19 protein-coding genes are annotated in these 16,143 nt (G+C 69.0%); 13 read left to right on the forward strand and 6 right to left on the reverse strand.

The window, feature by feature from the left end:
* Positions 1 to 28 precede the first annotated feature (28 nt).
* The 5 genes from bchY to pufL all read left to right on the forward strand — a co-directional run bounded on the left by bchY (position 29) and on the right by pufL (position 4,469).
* A complete protein-coding gene (gene bchY / locus ACQ86J_RS25385; RefSeq protein WP_431267713.1) occupies positions 29 to 1,522 on the forward strand; it encodes a chlorophyllide a reductase subunit Y in 1,494 nt (497 codons plus the stop codon).
* A 65-nt stretch (positions 1,523 to 1,587) separates the two neighbouring features.
* On the forward strand, positions 1,588 to 2,973 hold the full coding sequence (bchZ, locus tag ACQ86J_RS25390; protein WP_431267714.1) for a chlorophyllide a reductase subunit Z: 1,386 nt from the start codon (positions 1,588 to 1,590) through the stop codon (positions 2,971 to 2,973).
* Positions 2,974 to 3,089: 116 nt separating this feature from the next.
* The gene (locus ACQ86J_RS25395; protein ID WP_431267715.1) at positions 3,090 to 3,272 is read left to right on the forward strand and encodes a hypothetical protein; all 183 of its coding nucleotides are present in this window, start codon (positions 3,090 to 3,092) and stop codon (positions 3,270 to 3,272) included.
* 79 nt (positions 3,273 to 3,351) lie between these two features.
* Complete coding sequence (locus ACQ86J_RS25400; protein WP_431272529.1) at positions 3,352 to 3,657, forward strand: light-harvesting protein; 306 nt, start codon at positions 3,352 to 3,354, stop codon at positions 3,655 to 3,657.
* The gene (pufL, locus tag ACQ86J_RS25405; RefSeq protein ID WP_431267716.1) at positions 3,645 to 4,469 is read left to right on the forward strand and encodes a photosynthetic reaction center subunit L; all 825 of its coding nucleotides are present in this window, start codon (positions 3,645 to 3,647) and stop codon (positions 4,467 to 4,469) included. The genes ACQ86J_RS25400 and pufL overlap by 13 nt, the downstream gene beginning before the upstream one ends.
* Here pufL and ACQ86J_RS25410 read toward each other — a convergent pair.
* On the reverse strand, positions 4,447 to 4,866 hold the full coding sequence (locus ACQ86J_RS25410; protein ID WP_431267717.1) for a hypothetical protein: 420 nt from the start codon (positions 4,864 to 4,866) through the stop codon (positions 4,447 to 4,449). The genes pufL and ACQ86J_RS25410 overlap by 23 nt on opposite strands.
* Between ACQ86J_RS25410 and ACQ86J_RS25415 the strand changes: the two genes are divergently transcribed.
* From ACQ86J_RS25415 to ACQ86J_RS25425, 3 genes are all read left to right on the forward strand, one after another.
* Positions 4,811 to 5,461 (forward strand): hypothetical protein, encoded by a 651-nt coding sequence (locus ACQ86J_RS25415; RefSeq protein WP_431272530.1) that lies wholly within the window; start codon positions 4,811 to 4,813, stop codon positions 5,459 to 5,461. The genes ACQ86J_RS25410 and ACQ86J_RS25415 overlap by 56 nt on opposite strands.
* Positions 5,458 to 6,534 (forward strand): photosynthetic reaction center cytochrome PufC, encoded by a 1,077-nt coding sequence (pufC, locus tag ACQ86J_RS25420; protein ID WP_431267718.1) that lies wholly within the window; start codon positions 5,458 to 5,460, stop codon positions 6,532 to 6,534. The genes ACQ86J_RS25415 and pufC overlap by 4 nt, the downstream gene beginning before the upstream one ends.
* Before the next feature lie 228 nt (positions 6,535 to 6,762).
* A complete protein-coding gene (locus tag ACQ86J_RS25425) occupies positions 6,763 to 7,746 on the forward strand; it encodes a c-type cytochrome (RefSeq protein ID WP_431267719.1) in 984 nt (327 codons plus the stop codon).
* An 81-nt stretch (positions 7,747 to 7,827) separates the two neighbouring features.
* Here the strand turns inward: ACQ86J_RS25425 and ACQ86J_RS25430 are convergent, their stop codons facing one another.
* Together ACQ86J_RS25430 and ACQ86J_RS25435 are read right to left on the reverse strand one after the other, a co-directional pair.
* Complete coding sequence (locus ACQ86J_RS25430; RefSeq protein ID WP_431267720.1) at positions 7,828 to 9,006, reverse strand: vWA domain-containing protein; 1,179 nt, start codon at positions 9,004 to 9,006, stop codon at positions 7,828 to 7,830.
* A 140-nt stretch (positions 9,007 to 9,146) separates the two neighbouring features.
* Entirely contained in the window at positions 9,147 to 9,995 is an 849-nt protein-coding gene (locus tag ACQ86J_RS25435; RefSeq protein ID WP_431267721.1) for an AAA family ATPase, read from the reverse strand.
* A gap of 128 nt (positions 9,996 to 10,123) precedes the next feature.
* Between ACQ86J_RS25435 and clpS the strand changes: the two genes are divergently transcribed.
* Positions 10,124 to 10,429, forward strand: a complete 306-nt coding sequence (gene clpS / locus ACQ86J_RS25440; protein ID WP_431267722.1) for an ATP-dependent Clp protease adapter ClpS — start codon at positions 10,124 to 10,126, stop codon at positions 10,427 to 10,429.
* Positions 10,430 to 10,576: 147 nt separating this feature from the next.
* On the opposite strand, the gene ACQ86J_RS25445 is transcribed toward clpS, so the two are convergent.
* From ACQ86J_RS25445 to ACQ86J_RS25455, 3 genes are all read right to left on the reverse strand, one after another.
* The gene (locus ACQ86J_RS25445) at positions 10,577 to 11,554 is read right to left on the reverse strand and encodes a tripartite tricarboxylate transporter substrate binding protein (protein WP_431267723.1); all 978 of its coding nucleotides are present in this window, start codon (positions 11,552 to 11,554) and stop codon (positions 10,577 to 10,579) included.
* A gap of 110 nt (positions 11,555 to 11,664) precedes the next feature.
* On the reverse strand, positions 11,665 to 13,164 hold the full coding sequence (locus tag ACQ86J_RS25450) for a tripartite tricarboxylate transporter permease (protein WP_431267724.1): 1,500 nt from the start codon (positions 13,162 to 13,164) through the stop codon (positions 11,665 to 11,667).
* 9 nt (positions 13,165 to 13,173) lie between these two features.
* Positions 13,174 to 13,641: a tripartite tricarboxylate transporter TctB family protein gene (locus ACQ86J_RS25455; RefSeq protein ID WP_431267725.1), complete on the reverse strand. Its 468-nt coding sequence runs from the start codon at positions 13,639 to 13,641 to the stop codon at positions 13,174 to 13,176.
* Positions 13,642 to 13,801: 160 nt separating this feature from the next.
* Here ACQ86J_RS25455 and ACQ86J_RS25460 point away from each other — a divergent pair, with 160 nt between their 5' ends.
* The 4 genes from ACQ86J_RS25460 to ACQ86J_RS25475 are packed head-to-tail and all read left to right on the forward strand — an operon-like array spanning position 13,802 to position 16,138.
* Positions 13,802 to 14,419 carry an AAA family ATPase gene (locus ACQ86J_RS25460; protein WP_431267726.1) on the forward strand — a complete coding sequence of 206 codons (618 nt, stop codon included), beginning with the start codon at positions 13,802 to 13,804 and terminating at the stop codon, positions 14,417 to 14,419.
* Between the two features lie 35 nt (positions 14,420 to 14,454).
* On the forward strand, positions 14,455 to 14,760 hold the full coding sequence (locus tag ACQ86J_RS25465) for a hypothetical protein (RefSeq protein ID WP_431267727.1): 306 nt from the start codon (positions 14,455 to 14,457) through the stop codon (positions 14,758 to 14,760).
* The gene (locus tag ACQ86J_RS25470) at positions 14,760 to 15,338 is read left to right on the forward strand and encodes a hypothetical protein (RefSeq protein WP_431267728.1); all 579 of its coding nucleotides are present in this window, start codon (positions 14,760 to 14,762) and stop codon (positions 15,336 to 15,338) included. The genes ACQ86J_RS25465 and ACQ86J_RS25470 overlap by 1 nt, the downstream gene beginning before the upstream one ends.
* On the forward strand, positions 15,239 to 16,138 hold the full coding sequence (locus ACQ86J_RS25475; RefSeq protein ID WP_431267729.1) for a VWA domain-containing protein: 900 nt from the start codon (positions 15,239 to 15,241) through the stop codon (positions 16,136 to 16,138). Before ACQ86J_RS25470 ends, ACQ86J_RS25475 begins: the two co-directional genes overlap by 100 nt.
* Positions 16,139 to 16,143 lie beyond the last annotated feature (5 nt).

Genomic DNA, 16,143 nt, shown 5'->3' on the forward strand with positions numbered 1-16,143 from the left:
TCGAAGTCGTCTACGAAGGCGCCTGAGCATGGACGCGCTCCCTCCGAAGGTCGGCGGATGCCACGGTGGCCGGGAGACGATGCTGGCGGCCGCCGGCGCCGCGGGGAAGTCCGCGGCGATGGACCAGCTGGTGCGGGACTACCCGCGCGGCCCGCACGACCAGCCGCAATCCATGTGCCCGGCCTTCGGGTCGCTGCGCGTCGGGCTGCGGATGCGGCGGACGGCGACGATCCTGTCGGGCAGCGCCTGCTGCGTCTACGGCCTGACCTTCACCAGCCACTTCTACGGCGCCAAGCGCTCGGTCGGCTACGTCCCCTTCAATTCCGAGACGCTGGTCACCGGCAAGCTGTTCGAGGACATCCGCGACGCGGTGCATGAGACCGCGAAGCCTGAAGACTATGACGCCGTGGTCGTCATCAACCTCTGCGTCCCGACCGCCTCCGGCGTGCCGCTCGACCTGCTGCCGAAGCAGATCGACGGCGTCCGAGTCATCGGCATCGACGTTCCCGGCTTCGGCGTGCCGACCCATGCCGAGGCCAAGGACGTGCTCGCCGCGGCGATGCTGAGATATGCGCGGCTCGAGGCCGAAGCCGGCCCGGTCGCCCGGCCGCGCAACCTGGTCGAGGATGAGCGCACCGTAGCCCTGGTCGGCGAGCTCTTCCCGGCCGACCCGATGGTGGTGGCCGGCCTGCTGAAGCCGCTCGGCCTCGGCGTCGCGCCGCAGACGCCGTCGCGCGAATGGCGCGACCTCTATGCCGCCCTGGATGCCGAGGTGGTCGCCGCGGTGCACCCCTTCTACACCGCGAGCATCCGCGAATTCCGCGCTGCGGGACGCCCCGTTATTGGCTCCGGCCCGGTCGGCATCGAGGGCACCATGGCCTGGCTGGAGGCAGTCGGCCGCGCTGCCGGGATCGACGGACCGCGGATCGAGGCGGCGCGCCAGGCTGTCCTGCCGGCGCTGCGCGGCGCGCTCGCCGCCAACCCGATCAAGGCCCGCGTCACCGTCTCGGGCTACGAGGGCAGCAAGCTGCTGGTGGCGCGGCTGCTGATCGAGGCCGGCGCCGAGGTGCCCTATGTCGGCACCGCGCTGCCGAAGACCGAATGGAGCGCCGCCGACCTCGATTGGCTGACCGCGCATGGCGCGCATGTGCAGTACCGCGCCAGCCTGGAACACGATGTCGCGGCGATGGAGGACGTCCGGCCCGACCTCGCCATCGGCACCACGCCGCTGGTGCAGCGGGGCAAGGAGCTCGGCATCCCCTCGCTCTACTTCACCAACATGGTCTCCGCCCGGCCGCTGTTCGGGCCGGCCGGCGCCGGGTCCATGGCGGCGATCGTCAACGCGCAGACCAAGGGGCGCGAGCGGTTCAGCCGCATGGTCGGCTTCTTCGAGGGCGTCGGCACCAAGGACAGCGCGGGCTACGGCTTCGCCGGCAGGCCGTCCGACCCGCCCGGCTTCCGCGACCGCCAGCGCAAGATCCGCGCGGCGAAGGCGAAGGCGATCGAAGCGGTGGGGACCTGACCGATGCTCGTCATCGACCATGACCGCGCCGGCGGCTACTGGGGGCGGTCTACGCCTTTGCCGCGGTGCGCGGCCTGCGCGTGGTGATCGACGGCCCGGTCGGCTGCGAGAACCTGCCGGTGACGGCGGTGCTCCACTACACCGACGCGCTGCCGCCGCACGAGCTGCCGGTCGTCGTCACCGGGCTCGACGAGGACAGCCTCTCGAAGACCGGCACCGAAGGGTCGATGCGCCGCGCCGCGGCGACGCAGGACCCGGACCTTCCCGCCGTGGTGGTCACCGGCTCGATCGCCGAGATGATCGGCGGCGGGGTGACGCCGGAGGGCAGCAACCTGCTGCGCTTCATCCCCCGCACCATCGACGAGGACCAGTGGCAGGCGGCGGACCGCGCCATCAATTGGCTCTGGACCGAGTTCGGCGCGAAGAAGGGAAAGGTACGGCCGCGCGTCCGCAAGGAGGGCGAGCGCCCGCGGGTCAACCTCATCGGCCCGATCTACGGCACCTTCAACATGCCGTCCGACCTGGCGGAGGTGCGGCGCCTGGTCGAGGGCATCGGCTGCGAGATCAACCTGGTTTTCCCGCTCGGCGCGCATGTCGAGGATATCGCCCGGCTGCCGGATGCCGACGTCAATATTTGCCTATACCGCGAATTCGGCCGCAAGCTGTGCGAGGAGCTGGACCGGCCCTATCTGCATGCGCCCTTCGGCATCTTCGCCACCACCAATTTCTTGCGCAAGCTGGGCGAGCTGACCGGGCTCGACCCCGAGCCATTCATCGAGCGCGAGAAGCACACCACCATCAAGCCGATCTGGGATCTCTGGCGCAGCGTCACCCAGGACTTCTACGCCACCGCAAGCTTCGCCGTGGTGGCGACCGAGACCTATGCGCGCGGCCTGCGCCGCTTCCTGGAAGACGAGATGGGCGTGCCCTGCGCCTTCTCCTTCGCCCGGCGGCCGGGGATGAAGCCGGACAATGCGGCGGTGCGGGAGGCGATGAAGCGCAGCCCGCCGCTGGTGCTGTTCGGATCCTACAACGAGCGCATGTACGCCGCCGAGACGCGGGCGCGCTGCACCTACATCCCGGCCAGCTTCCCCGGGGCGATCATCCGCCGCGCCACCGGCACGCCCTTCATGGGCTATGCCGGCGCGACCTACCTGATCCAGGAATACTGCAACGCGCTATTCGACGCGCTGTTCCACATCCTGCCGCTCGGCACCGACCTCGACCGGGTCGAGCCGACGCCGGCGCGCCCGGCCGAGACCTGGGAGCCGATGGCGCAGGCGCTGCTCGAGCGGCACCTGGAAGCCGAGCCCTTCCTGCTCCGCATCTCCGCCGCCAAGCGACTGCGCGACCGCGCCGAGCGCGACGCGCGCGATGCGGCGGAGCCGACCATCACTGCCGCGCGCATCGCGCGCCTGCTCGCCGAGCTTGCCGAGGGACGCGTCGCGTGACCGCGCCCGGCGATCGCTCCGGTATCCTATCGCGCGCGGCGTTCGCCGTCGCGCCGATCCCTGCCGCGCGGGACCTGCGCGGTAACGGCCGCAAGGCCAGTTAGGAGGTCCGACACATGGCGGATTCCAAGGGACCCTCCGGTTTGACGGAGGACGAGGCGAAGGAAGTCCACAACCTGCTGATCAAGGGTTGGGCTTTCTCCGTCTTCGCGTCGATGGGGGCGCATATCCTGGTGTGGCTGTGGCGTCCGCTCGTTTACGGCGGCCAGGCAGTGCCGCCGGATTGGCGTTTCTTCTGAAGGCCGACGGGCGGCCGCATGGCCGCCTTGCAGCCCGCATCCTGGGGAGAAGAACATGTTAGATATGCACAAGATGTGGATGCTGTTCGATCCGCGTCGCTCGCTCGTGCTTGCGGCCATCGGCGTCATCGCCATCGCCGCGGTCATCCACTTCGCGGTGCTCAGCTCTGCCCCGCTATTGCGACCATCTCGGCTGGTGCGCGCCGACGGTGAACGCACAGCCGGGCGCCGTGGCCGCCCGTCCGCCCGCGCGGTAACGCGCCGGCGTCCGCTTCACGACAGTGGGCGGGACGGGCGGAAGCCCGCCCCAGCCCCTGTCGGAAGCATCCTGCGACGGCGTCCCCGCCGCCGCGCGGATGAGGGGATCATGCGATGTCCATGCTGAGCTTTGAGCAGAAGTACCGTGTCCGCGGCGGCACCCTGGTCGGGGGTGATCTCTTCGACTTCTGGATCGGGCCGTTCTGGGTCGGTTTCTTCGGCATCACCACGGCATTCTTTACCGTGATCGGCACCGCGCTGATCCTCTACGGCGCGGCCATCGGCGGTACGTGGAATCCGTGGCTGATCAATATCGCGCCGCCCGACCTGAAATACGGTCTCGGCCTGGCGCCCATGCGCGAAGGCGGGTTGTGGCAGGTCATCACGATCTGCGCGATCGGCGCATTCGTTTCCTGGATCTTCCGGCAGGCGGAGATCTCGCGGAAGCTCGGCATGGGGTACCACATCCCCGTCGCCTACAGCGTCGCGGTCTTCGCCTACATCTCGCTGGTGGTGATCCGGCCGGTGCTGCTGGGCGCCTGGGGGCACGGCTTCCCCTATGGCATCTTCAGCCATCTCGATTGGGTGTCGAATGTCGGGTACCAGTACCTGCACTTCCACTACAATCCGGCACACATGATCGCGGTGACTTTCTTCTTCACCACGGTGCTTGCGCTGTCGCTGCACGGCGCGCTCGTGCTCTCGGCGCTCAACCCGCCGCGGGGCGAGACGGTGAAGACCTCGGAGCACGAGAACAGCTTCTTCCGTGACTTCATCGGCTACTCGATCGGCACCCTCGGCATCCACCGGCTCGGTCTCTTCGTCGCGCTGTCGGCCGGCTTCTGGAGTGCCGTCTGCATCATCATCAGCGGGCCGTTCTGGACGCGCGGCTGGCCCGAATGGTGGGGCTGGTGGCTCAACCTGCCGATCTGGTCGTAAGGGGAGGGACCGATCCATGGCCGAATACCAGAACATCTTCACCCGGATACAGGTCGTAGGGCCTGCCTATCCCGGGGTGCCGCTGGGGCGCGACAGCGTCGAGCGGCAAGCCAAGACTGGGCACTGGCACCTGCTGGGGCGGCTCGGCGACGCGCAGGTCGGGCCGCTCTATCTCGGCATGACCGGGCTGCTCTCGGTCGTATGTGGCTTCATCGCCTTCGAGATCATCGGCCTGGTGATGCTCGACAGCGTCAACTGGGACCTCCGCCAGTTCGTCCGGCAGCTCTTCTGGCTGGCGCCTCGAGCCGCCGGCGCCGAAATACGGCCTGCGCTTCCCGCCGCTGAACGAGGGCGGCTGGTGGATCGTCGCCGGCTTCTTCCTCTCGCTCTCGGTCATCCTGTGGTGGATCCGCACCTATCGCCGGGCCCGCGCGCTGGGGATGGGGACCCATGTGCCCTGGGCCTTCGCCGCGGCGCTCTGGCTGTTCTTCGTCTGCGGCTTCCTGCGGCCACTGGCGATGGGGTCCTGGTCCGAGGCGGTGCCCTTCGGCATCTTCCCACACCTCGACTGGACCGCGGCGCTGTCGATCCGCTACGGCAACCTGTTCTACAACCCGTTCCACGCGCTCAGCATCGTCTTCCTCTATGGCTCGACCCTGCTGTTTGCCATGCACGGCGCGACCATCCTCGCGCTCGGCCGCTTCGGCGGCGAGCGCGAGATCGAGCTGGCGATCGATCGCGGCACGGCGGCCGAGCGGGGCGGGTTGTTCTGGCGCTGGACCATGGGCTTCAACGCCAGCTTCGAGAGCATCCATCGCTGGGCCTGGTGGTTCGCGGTGCTGTGCCCCCTCACGGGCGGCATCGGCATCCTGCTGACCGGCACGGTGGTGGACAATTGGCACCAATGGGCCATGCAGCACGCCTTCGCGCCGTCCTATCCGCCAGAGGCCTTCAACGCCCTGCCTGATCCTGCCCTGGGAGGTGCACGATGAGCTACGCCCTGAAAGCCGCCGGCGCCGCCGCGGCGCTGATCGGCGGCTTCGCGCTGCTCTTCACCTTCGAGCGGCCGCCGATGGATACCGTCCAGCTCGGCTATCGCGGGCTCGGCATCGAGCAGGTGGTGAACCCGCGGCTGGAACAGGTGACGCTGGCGAAGAACGCCATCCCGGCCGTGGTGCCGCAGGTCGGCGCGGTCGGGCCGAAGGCGGGCGCGATCTACAAGAATGTCCAGGTGCTGGGCGACCTCACGGTCACCCAGTTTGCCCGGACCATGGCGGCGCTCACCAGCTGGGTGGCGCCGGAGCAGGGGTGCAACTACTGCCACAACCCCAACAACATGGCCTCCGACGAGATCTACACCAAGGTCGTCGCCCGGCGCATGTTGCAGATGACCGCCCGGATCAATGCCGAGTGGAAGAGCCACGTGCAGGAGACCGGCGTCACCTGCTACACATGCCACCGCGGCCAGCCAGTGCCGGCCTATTCCTGGGCCCGCAACGACACCCCGCCGCGCGCGGCGGGTCTCTCGGTCGGCACTGCGGGGCAGAACCTGGCCAGCGGCTCGGTCGGCCTGACCTCGCTGCCCTATGATCCCTTCACGCCCTATCTCAGCGGCGATGCGCAAATCCGGGTGCAGACCCCGGCGCCGCGCGTCACGCCGGTGAAGCCCGGCATCAAGGATGCCGAGTGGACCTACGGGCTGATGATGCACATGTCGACCTCGCTGGGGGTCGTCTGCACCTACTGCCACAACTCCCGCGCCTGGTATTCCTGGGAGGAGAGCCCGCCGCAGCGGACCAACGCCTGGCACGGCATCCGCATGGTGCGGGACGTGAACAACAACTTCATCACCCCGCTGCAGCCGCAATGGGCCGCGAACCCCTACGGCCCGCCCACCGGCCCGGTCCAGCCGCGCGTTGGCCTGCATGGCGACCCGTTGAAGGTGAATTGCGGGACCTGCCACCAGGGCGCCTACAAGCCGCTGCTCGGCGTCTCCATGCTGCGGGACTATCCGGAGCTGAACGCCGTGACCAAGATCGACGCCCCGGAGCCGATCCGTCAGTAGGCCTCGGCCCGGCGCGCCGGGCCCGTCAAGGACAGGGCCGGGCCCCGCTGCGGCGGGGCCCGGCCCTTGGCAATCCCGGGGCTTCCAAGCGGCTTTTCCCACCCGCAATCGCCGCCGGGGTGGGTTGCGACCTTCGCCGCTTCGGTTATATCCATTCGCGGCTGCCTACCGTGCCCGACCGGCGCGCGGTGCCATTCGTCCGTCGCGTTGCCAAGGACGCCATCGCCGATGAGCTCGCTTGAACTGAACAAGGCCTTCGCCGCCGTCCTGACGGCTGGCATCACCTTCATGCTGGCCGGTCAGGTCGGCAAACTCCTGGTGCATGGCGAGCGTCCGCACGAAAGCGCCATCAAGATCGGCGAGACCGCCGCGCCTGCCGGCGCCCCGGCCGCCGCGCCCGCCGGGCCCGAGCCGATCGCCGGCCTGCTGGCGAATGCCAGCGTCGAGAACGGCCAGGGCATCGTCCAGAAGCAGTGCGCCGCCTGCCACACGCTGAACCAGGGCGGCAAGGCGGGCGTCGGTCCGAACCTCTACGGCGTCGTCGGCGCGCCGCATGGCCATATGGAAGGCTTCAACTACTCCGCGGTGCTGAAGTCGAAGCAGGGCCCCTGGAACTACCAGGAGCTGAACGAGTGGCTGTACAAGCCCTCCGCCTACGCGCCCGGCACCCGCATGGGCTATGCCGGCCTGAGCAATACGCAGCAGCGCGCCGACGTGATCGCCTATCTGCGCTCGATCTCGCCGAATGCCCCGCCGCTGCCGCCGGCAGGTGCCGCCGCGGCGCCCGCCGCTGCCCCGGCCGCTGCGGCAGCGCCTGCCGCCGCCCCGGCCGCGCCCGCTGCCGAGGCCGAGATCCCGGCCGTGGGCCCGCTGATGGCCAGTGCCGACCCGGAGAAGGGCGGCGCCCTGTTCCGCCGCCAATGCGCCGTCTGCCACAGCGCGAACGAAGGCGGGAAGAACGGCGTCGGCCCGAACCTCTATGACGTGGTCGGCAAGCCGCACGGCCACCTGGAAGGCTTCAACTACTCCGCCGCGCTGAAGAGCAAGCAGGGGCCCTGGAACTACGAGGAGCTGAACCACTGGCTGCTCGCCCCGGCCAAGTATGCCCCGGGCACCCGGATGGGCTTCGTCGGCCTGAAGGACGTGCAGGACCGCGCCAACGTCATCGCCTATCTGCGCAGCCTGTCGCCCAACCCGCAGCCGCTGCCCTGATCCGGGCCTGACCCCAACGAAAACCCCCGGCCGCCGCGAGGCTCCGGGGGTTTTTCATGCCCGGGCGCCGGCCCTGCGGCGCTACCGGCTGAGTTCCCGCGTCATCGCGTCGATCCCGCCGAGGGTCAGCGGGAACATGCGCTGCTCCATCAGCTTGTGCAGGATCTGGGCCGACTGGTAGCGCGGCCAGGCCAGTTCCGGCATGGGGTTCAGCCAGGCGCTGCGGCGGAAATGCCCGGTTATCCGGTCAAGCCAGACCTGGCCGGTCTCCTCGTTCCAGTGCTCCACGCTTCCGCCGGGCTGGATGATCTCGTAGGGGCTCATCGCCCCGTCGCCGACGAAGATCGCCTTGTAGTCCGGCCCGTATTTCCGCAGCACCTCGAAGGTGGAGACCTCGCTCTCCTTCCGCCGGCGGTTGTTGGTCCAGAGCCGCTCATAGGGGCAGTTGTGGAAATAGTAGTGCTCGAGGTGCTTGAACTCCGCCCGGCAGGCGGAGAACAGCTCGGCGCAGACCCGAATGTGGTCGTCCATCGACCCGCCGATATCAAGGAAGAGCAGCACCTTCACCGTGTTGTGCCGCTCCGGCACCATCTTCAGGTCGAGCGTGCCGGCGTTGTTGGCGGTCGCGCGGATGGTGTCGGGCAGGTCAAGCTCGGTCGCAGCACCTTGGCGCGCGAAGCGGCGGAGGCGGCGCAGCGCCAGCTTCATGTTGCGGGTGCCGATCTCGATGTCGCCGTCGAGGTCCTTGAACTCCCGCTTGTCCCAGACCTTCACGGCGCGCCGGTTGCGGCTTTCCTCCTGGCCGATGCGGACGCCTTCGGGATTGTAGCCGTAGGCCCCGAATGGGGAGGTGCCGCCGGTGCCGATCCACTTGCTGCCGCCCTGGTGGCGGCCCTTCTGCTCGGCCAGGCGCTGCTTCAGCAGCTCCATCAGCTTGTCGAAGCCGCCGGCGGCATCGATCGCCGCCTTCTCATCCTCCGACAGCAGCTTCTCCGTCAGCTTGCGCAGCCACTCCTCCGGCAGCTGCTGCATCGGGTCGCCCTCGGGCGGCTCCAGCCCCTTGAAGACCTCGCCGAAGACGCGGTCGAAGCGGTCGAGCAGGCGCTCGTCCTTCACCAGCGTGGCGCGCGACAGGTGGTAGAAATCGTCGACGCTGTAGTCGGCGACGCCCGACTTCATCCCCTGCAGGAGGGTGAGGTATTCGGTGATGCTGGCCGGGATGCCGGCGGTGCGGAGCGCGAAGATGAACTGGGCGAGCATCCTGGATCTCCCGAAGGAAGATCGGGGGAGAAGGTATTCTCCCCCGAGCCCCCCTCATCTATTTTTCCGAGTCGGGTCCCGACTCAGAGAAAGCGGTGAGTGGGGGTGGGGGAGAGAGGTAGCCCTCTCTCCCCCATTCTTCACCGCTGCCGCTGCCGGCTCAGGAACGCGAGCCGCTCGAACAGGTGCACGTCCTGCTCGTTCTTCAGCAGCGCGCCGTAGAGCGGCGGGATCGCCGTCTTCGGGTCCCGGCTGCGCAGCACCTCGGGCGGCAGGTCTTCGATCATCAGCAGCTTCAGCCAGTCCAGCAGCTCGGAGGTCGCCGGCTTCTTCTTGAGCTCCGTCACGCCACGGACCTGGAAGAAGACGTTCAGCGCCTCCCGCGCCAGCTCCTGCTTGATGTCGGGGTAGTGCGCCTGGACGATCTTCTCCATCGTCTCGCGGTCGGGGAAGCGAATGTAGTGGAAGAAGCAGCGGCGCAGGAAGGCGTCCGGCAGCTCCTTCTCGTTGTTCGAGGTGATGATGACGACGGGGCGGTGCTTCGCCACCACCGTCCGCCGCGTCTCGTAGACGAAGAACTGCATCCGATCGAGCTCGAGCAGCAGGTCGTTTGGGAACTCGATGTCGGCCTTGTCGATCTCGTCGATCAGCAGCACCTGCGGCCGGTCGGCCTCGAAGGCGTCCCAGAGCTTGCCGCGGACGATGTAGTTGCCGATGTCGTGGACGCGTTCGTCGCCGAGCTGGCCGTCGCGCAGCCGCGACACCGCGTCGTATTCATACAGGCCCTGCTGCGCCTTGGTGGTCGACTTGATGTGCCACTCGATGAGCGGATGGCCGAGCGAGGCGGCGACCTCGTGCGCCAGCACGGTCTTGCCGGTGCCTGGTTCGCCCTTCACCAGCAGCGGGCGCTGCAGCGCGACGGCGGCATTGACCGCGACCTCCAGGTCGCGCGACGCGATGTAGCTCTCGGTGCTCTTGAAGCCGGCCACGCCAGGCCCTCCCGCCATTTCAACCCTGAGAGTGTGGTCATCCGCCCGTCGCGGCAAGGGCATTGGCGGGAGGGCCGGGGCGGGTGTAAGCCGCGGGGCATCGGTTACGGCTTGGCCGGAGGGCTAGGATGAGCGACCCGATCACCGTTTCCCGCACGAGGCCGGACCTGAAGGTCGAGCGGCCGAAGCTGCACAAGGTGCTGCTGGTCAACGACGACTTCACCCCACGCGGCTTCGTGGTGCGGGTGCTGCGGGCGGAATCCCGCATGGCCGAGGAACAGGCCGGGCGGGTGATGATGACCGCGCATCGGCGCGGCGTCTGCGTCGTCGCGGTCTTCACCAAGGACGTCGCCGAGGAGAAGGCCACCGCCGCAACGGAAGCGGGGCGGCGGGAGGGCTATCCGCTGCTGTTCACCACCGAGCCCGAGGAGTGAAGGTCGGGGAGGGAAACAGGTGTTCCCTCCCCGAACCCCACCCTTCCCTTTTGCGGGTCGGGTGCCGCCGCGCGGCGGATGCCAGACTCGGAGAAATAGATGAGGGGGCCTGGGGGAGAATACCTTCTCCCCCAGCCTTGCCGCTGGTCAGGCCTTGGCCAGCCCCGCTTCCTTCATCGCATTGCCCAGCGCCGCATCGGCCTCGGCCAGGGCCTTCCCGGCGCCTGCCGCATCGGCATAGACCAGGCCGAAGCCGCGGGCGTTCATGAAGTCCTGGTATTCCTTGCTGTCATAGACCTTCTTCAGCGCCGGCTCGATCGCGGCCACCACCGCGGCCGGCAGCCCCGCAGGCCCGGCGATGATGCGCATGGCGCCGGTGGTGAAGCCGATGCCCATGGCTTCCTGCAGGGTCGGGATGTTCGGGAAGGCGGAAAGCCGCGCCGGCGCCATCACCGCCAGGCTCCGGGCCCGGCCGGCATCCAGCATGGCGCGCGCCTCGGGCACCGAGCAGGTGGTGAAGTCGAGCCCGCCGGCCGCCAGGTCCTGCATCGCCGGCGCCGCGCCGTTCGACGGCACCCAGCGCACATGGTCGGCCTTCAGCCCCATGGCGATCAGCCAGCCGGCCAGCGCCAGGTGCCAGATGCCGCCCTGGCCGGTGCCGCTTGCCTTGAACTTGCCGGGCGGGCTGGCCTTGATGGCCTCCGCCAGGTCCTTGGCGGTCTTGTATGGGGACGAGGCATTCACCTGGATGCCGGGCGGGTCGTTGTTCAGCTGACCCAGCGGGGTGAAGTTCTTGTAGGTGACCTCCGTCAGCCCCTGCCAGTGCAGCATGCAGATCTCGGAGGTGATGATGCCGAGCGTATAGCCGTCCGGGTTGGACTGGGCGATCGCGGCATGGCCGACGACGCCTGAGCCGCCGGTGCGGTTCACCACGTTGAAGGGCTGGCCGAGGTCGCGTTCGAGCAAGGTCGCGGCGATGCGGACCACGGCATCGGTGCCGCCGCCGGCGGCCCAGGGACACAGCAGCTGCACCGGGCGGGTCGGCCATTTCGGCTGGGCAAGGGCGGGGGCTGCCAGCAGCGCGGCGCCGCTGCCGAGCAGGGTGCGGCGGGAAAGCTCGATCATGGATGGTCTCCTCCTCGGGCGCCCCACCCGGCGGGGCGCTTCGTTGCGTCGATAGCTAGGGCAGGTGGCCACCGGGCGGCAAGGCCCGGTGGCAGAACCTTGCGCCGGAGCTAGCCCGCGGCCAGCCGGCGGCCGCGGCTGCGGTTCCAGACCCACACGCCGAGCGGCCAGAGCAGCGCGCCGAAGGTGAGCGCCGCCAGCACGCCGGAGACCGGGCGCTCGAAGAAGGGCAGGATGTCGCCATCCGACTTGATGAGGGAGGTGACGAAGTTCTGCTCGACCATCGTTCCCATCACGATCCCGAGCACCAGCGCCGCGACGGGGTAGCCGTTGCGCTCCATCACGAAGCCCAGGATGCCGAAGACGCCTACCAGCAGCACCGAGAACAGGTTGCTGCCGGTGGCGAAGGCGCCCACCGCGCAGAGCAGCATGATCACCGGCATCACCGCCGCCCGCGGCGCCCGCAGCACCGTCGCCGCCAGCCGGATCATGACGATGCCAAGCGGGATCATGATGATGTTGGCGATGATGAAGATGAGGTAGAGCGCGTACATGCTCGACGCGCGTTCGGTGAACAGCGTCGGGCCGGGATTCAGCCCCTTCATATAGAGCACGCCTATGGCGATCGCGGTGATGGTGTCGCCCGGGATGCCGAACAGCAGGCTGGGCACCCAGCCCGAGGCGAGCGAGGCGTTGTTGGAGGCGCCGGCCTCGACCAGCCCTTCCGGGTGCCCGGTGCCGAACTTCTCCGGCTCCTTCGAAAAGCGCTTGCTCATGGCGTAGCTGACCCAGGCCGCCATATCGGCGCCGGCCCCCGGCAGCACGCCGATGATGATGCCGATGACGTTGCCGCGCCACATCGGCCATTGATACTTCTTGGTCAGCATCCACTGGTTGGCCAGGATGCTGCCGAACTTGCGCTTGGGCAGCGGCGGTGGCTCCGGCGTCACCATGGCCCGCATCACCTCGGACACCGCGAAGACGCCGACCAGGGCCGGGATCGGCTCGATCCCGCCCAGCAGGTCCGTCAGGCCGAAGGTGAAGCGCGGCGTCCCCGCCGGGTTCTCCATGCCGATGCAGGAGACCAGCAGGCCGAGCAGCATCGAGGCGATGGCCTTGATCGGCGAGGACCGCGCGACGAGGGTCGCGCACATCAGGCCGAGGAAGGCGAGCCAGAAATACTCGTAGGTCGAGAAGGACAAGGCCATCTCGGCCAGCAGCGGCGCCATCAGCACGAGCGAGAGGGTGCCGACGATGCCGCCGATCGCCGAGAACCAGAGCCCGGCGCCGAGCGCCATCTCCGCCTGGCCCTTGCGGGTCATGGCATAGGCTTCGTCGGTATAGGCGGCGCTCGCCGGCGTGCCGGGGATGCGCAGCAGGCAGCCGGGAATGTCGCCCGAGAAGATCGCCATGGCCGAGGCCGTGATGATCGTGGCGATGGCGGCGATCGGCGAAAGCCAGAAGGTCACTGGCACCAGCAGCGCGGTCGCCATGGTGGCGGAAAGGCCGGGCAGCGAGCCCACAACCAGCCCGTAGACCGCCGAGGCCAGGATGGCGACGATGACGTCGACCTGCCCCACCAGGCGGCAGGCTTCGAGAAGATCATGCATGTCGGGGGATCACCAGGGGGCCGGCAGGACGCCCGCGGGCAAGGGCACCCGCAGCAGCTTGTAGAAGGCGAGATGGACGAGCAGCGGTGCGACGATCGCCAGTGGCACAGCCAGCCGCGGCCAGGCGCCGAGCGCCAGCGCCGCGACGAATACCATGATCGCGCCGGTCAGCAGGAAGCCCAGCGGCTCCGACGCATAGACATAGAAAGCGAGCAGGGCGGGCGGGACCAGGGCGCGCAGGCCGCCCAGCCGCCAGGGGCCGGGGCCGGCGGCTTCCTCCTCCGGCACCTCGAAGCTGCGACCGATACCGAAGGCGATGAGCGCGCCGCAGATGACGAGCCCGCTGCCGATGACAAGCGGGAAGGCGGCCGGCCCGACATCCTGGCCGGGCACCGCCGGAAGGCGGGACCCCACGAGGGCGGCGGCGCCGCCCAGGGCCACGAGAACCGCGCCGGTAACCCGGTCGGACAAATGCACCGGAATCTCCTGGGACTGTTTCCTTGGGCGACAGTCTAGACCACCCGGCGGATCACTCCAGGCCCCCGGCGCGGATTTGTCCGCCAGCCCGGGCCGGGCCATGATGGGCGAAAGCGGCAACGCCGAACCGGAGACGTCCCCCAATGAGCCGAACCACCGCATGAGCATCGCCTGGCACGGGTTGCTGTCCTCGATCGATGCCACCGAGGCCGGGCTGCAAGGCGCCGGCTACATCGCCAACCGGCAGATCTCCACCGCGCTCTACCTCGCGCACCACCTGCGTAAGCCGATCCTGGTCGAAGGTCCGGCCGGTGTCGGCAAGACCGAGCTGGCCAAGGCCGCGGCCTCCTGGCTCGGCCTGAGCCTCATCCGCATGCAGTGCTACGAGGGCCTCGACGAGTCGAAGGCGCTGTACGAGTGGAAGTACGGCAAGCAGCTGCTCTACACCCAGATCCTCAAGGACCGGCTGGGCAGCGTCCTCGGCGAGGAGCCGGGAATGGAGGCGGCGATGCGCCGCCTGCACGGCGTCAGCGACCTCTTCTTCTCCGAGGAGTTCCTCGAGCCCCGGCCGCTGCTGCGGGCGCTGCGGGAGCCGGGCGGGGCGGTGCTGCTGATCGACGAGGTGGACAAGGCCGACCAGGAATCCGGAGGCCTTCCTGCTCGAGCTGCTGTCCGACTACCAGGTCAGCATCCCGGAGATCGGCACGGTGAAGGCCGATATCGCGCCGATCGTGCTGCTGACCTCCAATTCCATGCGCGACCTTGGCGATGCGCTTAAGCGCCGCTGCCTGCACCTGCATATCGGCCTGCCGGATGCGCGGCTGGAGGCGCGGATCATCGCCTCCCGCGTCCCCGACGCGGCCGAGGACCTGCGACGGCAGCTGGTCGCCTTCGTCCAGCAGCTCGCGATCGCTGGACCTGAAGAAGCTGCCCTCGGTCAGCGAGACCATCGACTGGGCGCGGGTCCTGGTCCTGCTGCATGCGGCGCAGCTGGACCATGCCATGGTGCGGGATACGCTGAACGTGCTTTTGAAATTCGAGAGCGACATCGAGGCGGTGCAGCCGCAGATTGCCGACCTGCTGCTGAAGGCGAGGCGGGAGGCGGTGCCGGTACGCTGATGGCCCCCACTTCCATGGAAGGCCCGCTTCTCGACTTCTTCCGCGCCGCCCGCAGCGCCGGGCTGCGGATCTCCCCGGCCGAGAGCATCGACGCGACCCGGGCGGCGCAGGTCGTGGGCTTTGCCGACCGCGAGCGGCTGCGCGACACGCTCGCCATCGTCATGGCCAAGACGGTGGAGGAGAAGCGTGAATTCGACGCGGTCTTCGACCTGTTCTTCAAGCGCGGCAACTTCGCCGGCGACGCGGAGCCGGAGGCGGAGGCCCCGCCGGGGCCGCAGCCCCCGCCGGGCGGGGAGGCCGGTGGCGGTGAGGGGAGGGCAATGGCGGCGGTGGCGGCGGTCCGCTGGCGGAGATGCTGCTGGCCGGCGACCAAGCGGCGCTGGCCGCGGCGGTGGAGCGGGCGGGGCAGGAGGCCGGGCTTTCGAACATCGCGCTCTTCACCCAGGTCAACCTTTTCACCCGCCGCATCCTGGAACGCATGGGGCTGCAAGCGCTGGAACGCGCCATCGCCGCGGCGCCGAAGGCCGAGCGGACCGGCCAGCTGCGCCAGGGCCGCGACCGGCTGCGCGAGCAGGTGAAGGAATTCGTCGAGCAGAACCTGGCGCTCTATGCCCGCGGCGAGACCGAGGCCTTCCGCGAGCGGATGCTGACCCAGACCCGGCTATCCGCTATCGACCGGCGCGACCACGAGCGCATGCGGCTGCTGGTCCGCGCCATGGCCCGGCGCCTGGCGACGCAATACGGCCGCAACCGCAAGCGCGACCGCCGCGGCGTGCTGGACGTGCGGCGGACGCTCAGGCGGAACATGGGTTGGGACGGCATCCCCTTCCACACCATCTGGAAGCAGGAGCGCATCCAGAAGCCGAAGCTGGTGGTGCTCTGCGACGTCAGCGGCTCGGTCGCCGCCATCGCGCAATTCCTGCTGCTCTTCCTCTATTCCCTGAACGAGGCGCTATCCGACCTGCACGCCTTCGCCTTCTCCGGCAACCTGGTCGATGTCTCGGAGATCCTCGAGCGCAACCCGATCGAGACGGCGATCCCCGAGGTCATGGCGCGGGCGGGGTTCGGATCGTCCAACTACGGGATGGCGCTGGAGGATTTCGAGCGGGAGCACATGCGCCTGCTGGACAGCCACACCACGGTGATCGTGCTGGGCGACGGCCGCGGCAACCGGACCGAGGCGCGGGTCGATATCCTGACGCGCATGGCCGACCGGTCAAAGCAGATCGTCTGGCTGAACCCGGAATACCGCACGCTGTGGGGCACGGGCGATTCCGACATGCTGCGCTATGCGCCGCATTGCCGGGTAACGGCGGTGTGCAACACGCTGCAGCACCTGGAGAGGGTGATCGGCGAGCTGCTGCGGGACGGCGGGTAGGCAAG

Origin of the sequence: Dankookia sp. P2, from assembly GCF_050632255.1 — a bacterium.
Lineage (GTDB): Bacteria > Pseudomonadota > Alphaproteobacteria > Acetobacterales > Acetobacteraceae > Paracraurococcus.

Bases quoted from the DNA above. Each gene is read 5' to 3' on its own strand.
- bchY (WP_431267713.1), top strand. From the start codon at position 29: ATGGACGCGCTCCCTCCGAAGGTCGGCGGATGCCACGGTGGCCGGGAG.
- ACQ86J_RS25395 (WP_431267715.1), top strand. From the start codon at position 3,090: ATGGCGGATTCCAAGGGACCCTCCGGTTTGACGGAGGACGAGGCGAAG.
- ACQ86J_RS25400 (WP_431272529.1), top strand. From the start codon at position 3,352: ATGCTGTTCGATCCGCGTCGCTCGCTCGTGCTTGCGGCCATCGGCGTC.
- pufL (WP_431267716.1), top strand. From the start codon at position 3,645: ATGTCCATGCTGAGCTTTGAGCAGAAGTACCGTGTCCGCGGCGGCACC.
- ACQ86J_RS25410 (WP_431267717.1), bottom strand. From the start codon at position 4,866: ATGACCGAGAGCGAGAGGAAGAAGCCGGCGACGATCCACCAGCCGCCC.
- pufC (WP_431267718.1), top strand. From the start codon at position 5,458: ATGAGCTACGCCCTGAAAGCCGCCGGCGCCGCCGCGGCGCTGATCGGC.
- ACQ86J_RS25425 (WP_431267719.1), top strand. From the start codon at position 6,763: ATGAGCTCGCTTGAACTGAACAAGGCCTTCGCCGCCGTCCTGACGGCT.
- ACQ86J_RS25430 (WP_431267720.1), bottom strand. From the start codon at position 9,006: ATGCTCGCCCAGTTCATCTTCGCGCTCCGCACCGCCGGCATCCCGGCC.
- clpS (WP_431267722.1), top strand. From the start codon at position 10,124: ATGAGCGACCCGATCACCGTTTCCCGCACGAGGCCGGACCTGAAGGTC.
- ACQ86J_RS25445 (WP_431267723.1), bottom strand. From the start codon at position 11,554: ATGATCGAGCTTTCCCGCCGCACCCTGCTCGGCAGCGGCGCCGCGCTG.
- ACQ86J_RS25450 (WP_431267724.1), bottom strand. From the start codon at position 13,164: ATGCATGATCTTCTCGAAGCCTGCCGCCTGGTGGGGCAGGTCGACGTC.
- ACQ86J_RS25460 (WP_431267726.1), top strand. From the start codon at position 13,802: ATGAGCATCGCCTGGCACGGGTTGCTGTCCTCGATCGATGCCACCGAG.
- ACQ86J_RS25465 (WP_431267727.1), top strand. From the start codon at position 14,455: ATGCGCGGCTGGAGGCGCGGATCATCGCCTCCCGCGTCCCCGACGCGG.
- ACQ86J_RS25470 (WP_431267728.1), top strand. From the start codon at position 14,760: ATGGCCCCCACTTCCATGGAAGGCCCGCTTCTCGACTTCTTCCGCGCC.
- ACQ86J_RS25475 (WP_431267729.1), top strand. From the start codon at position 15,239: ATGGGGCTGCAAGCGCTGGAACGCGCCATCGCCGCGGCGCCGAAGGCC.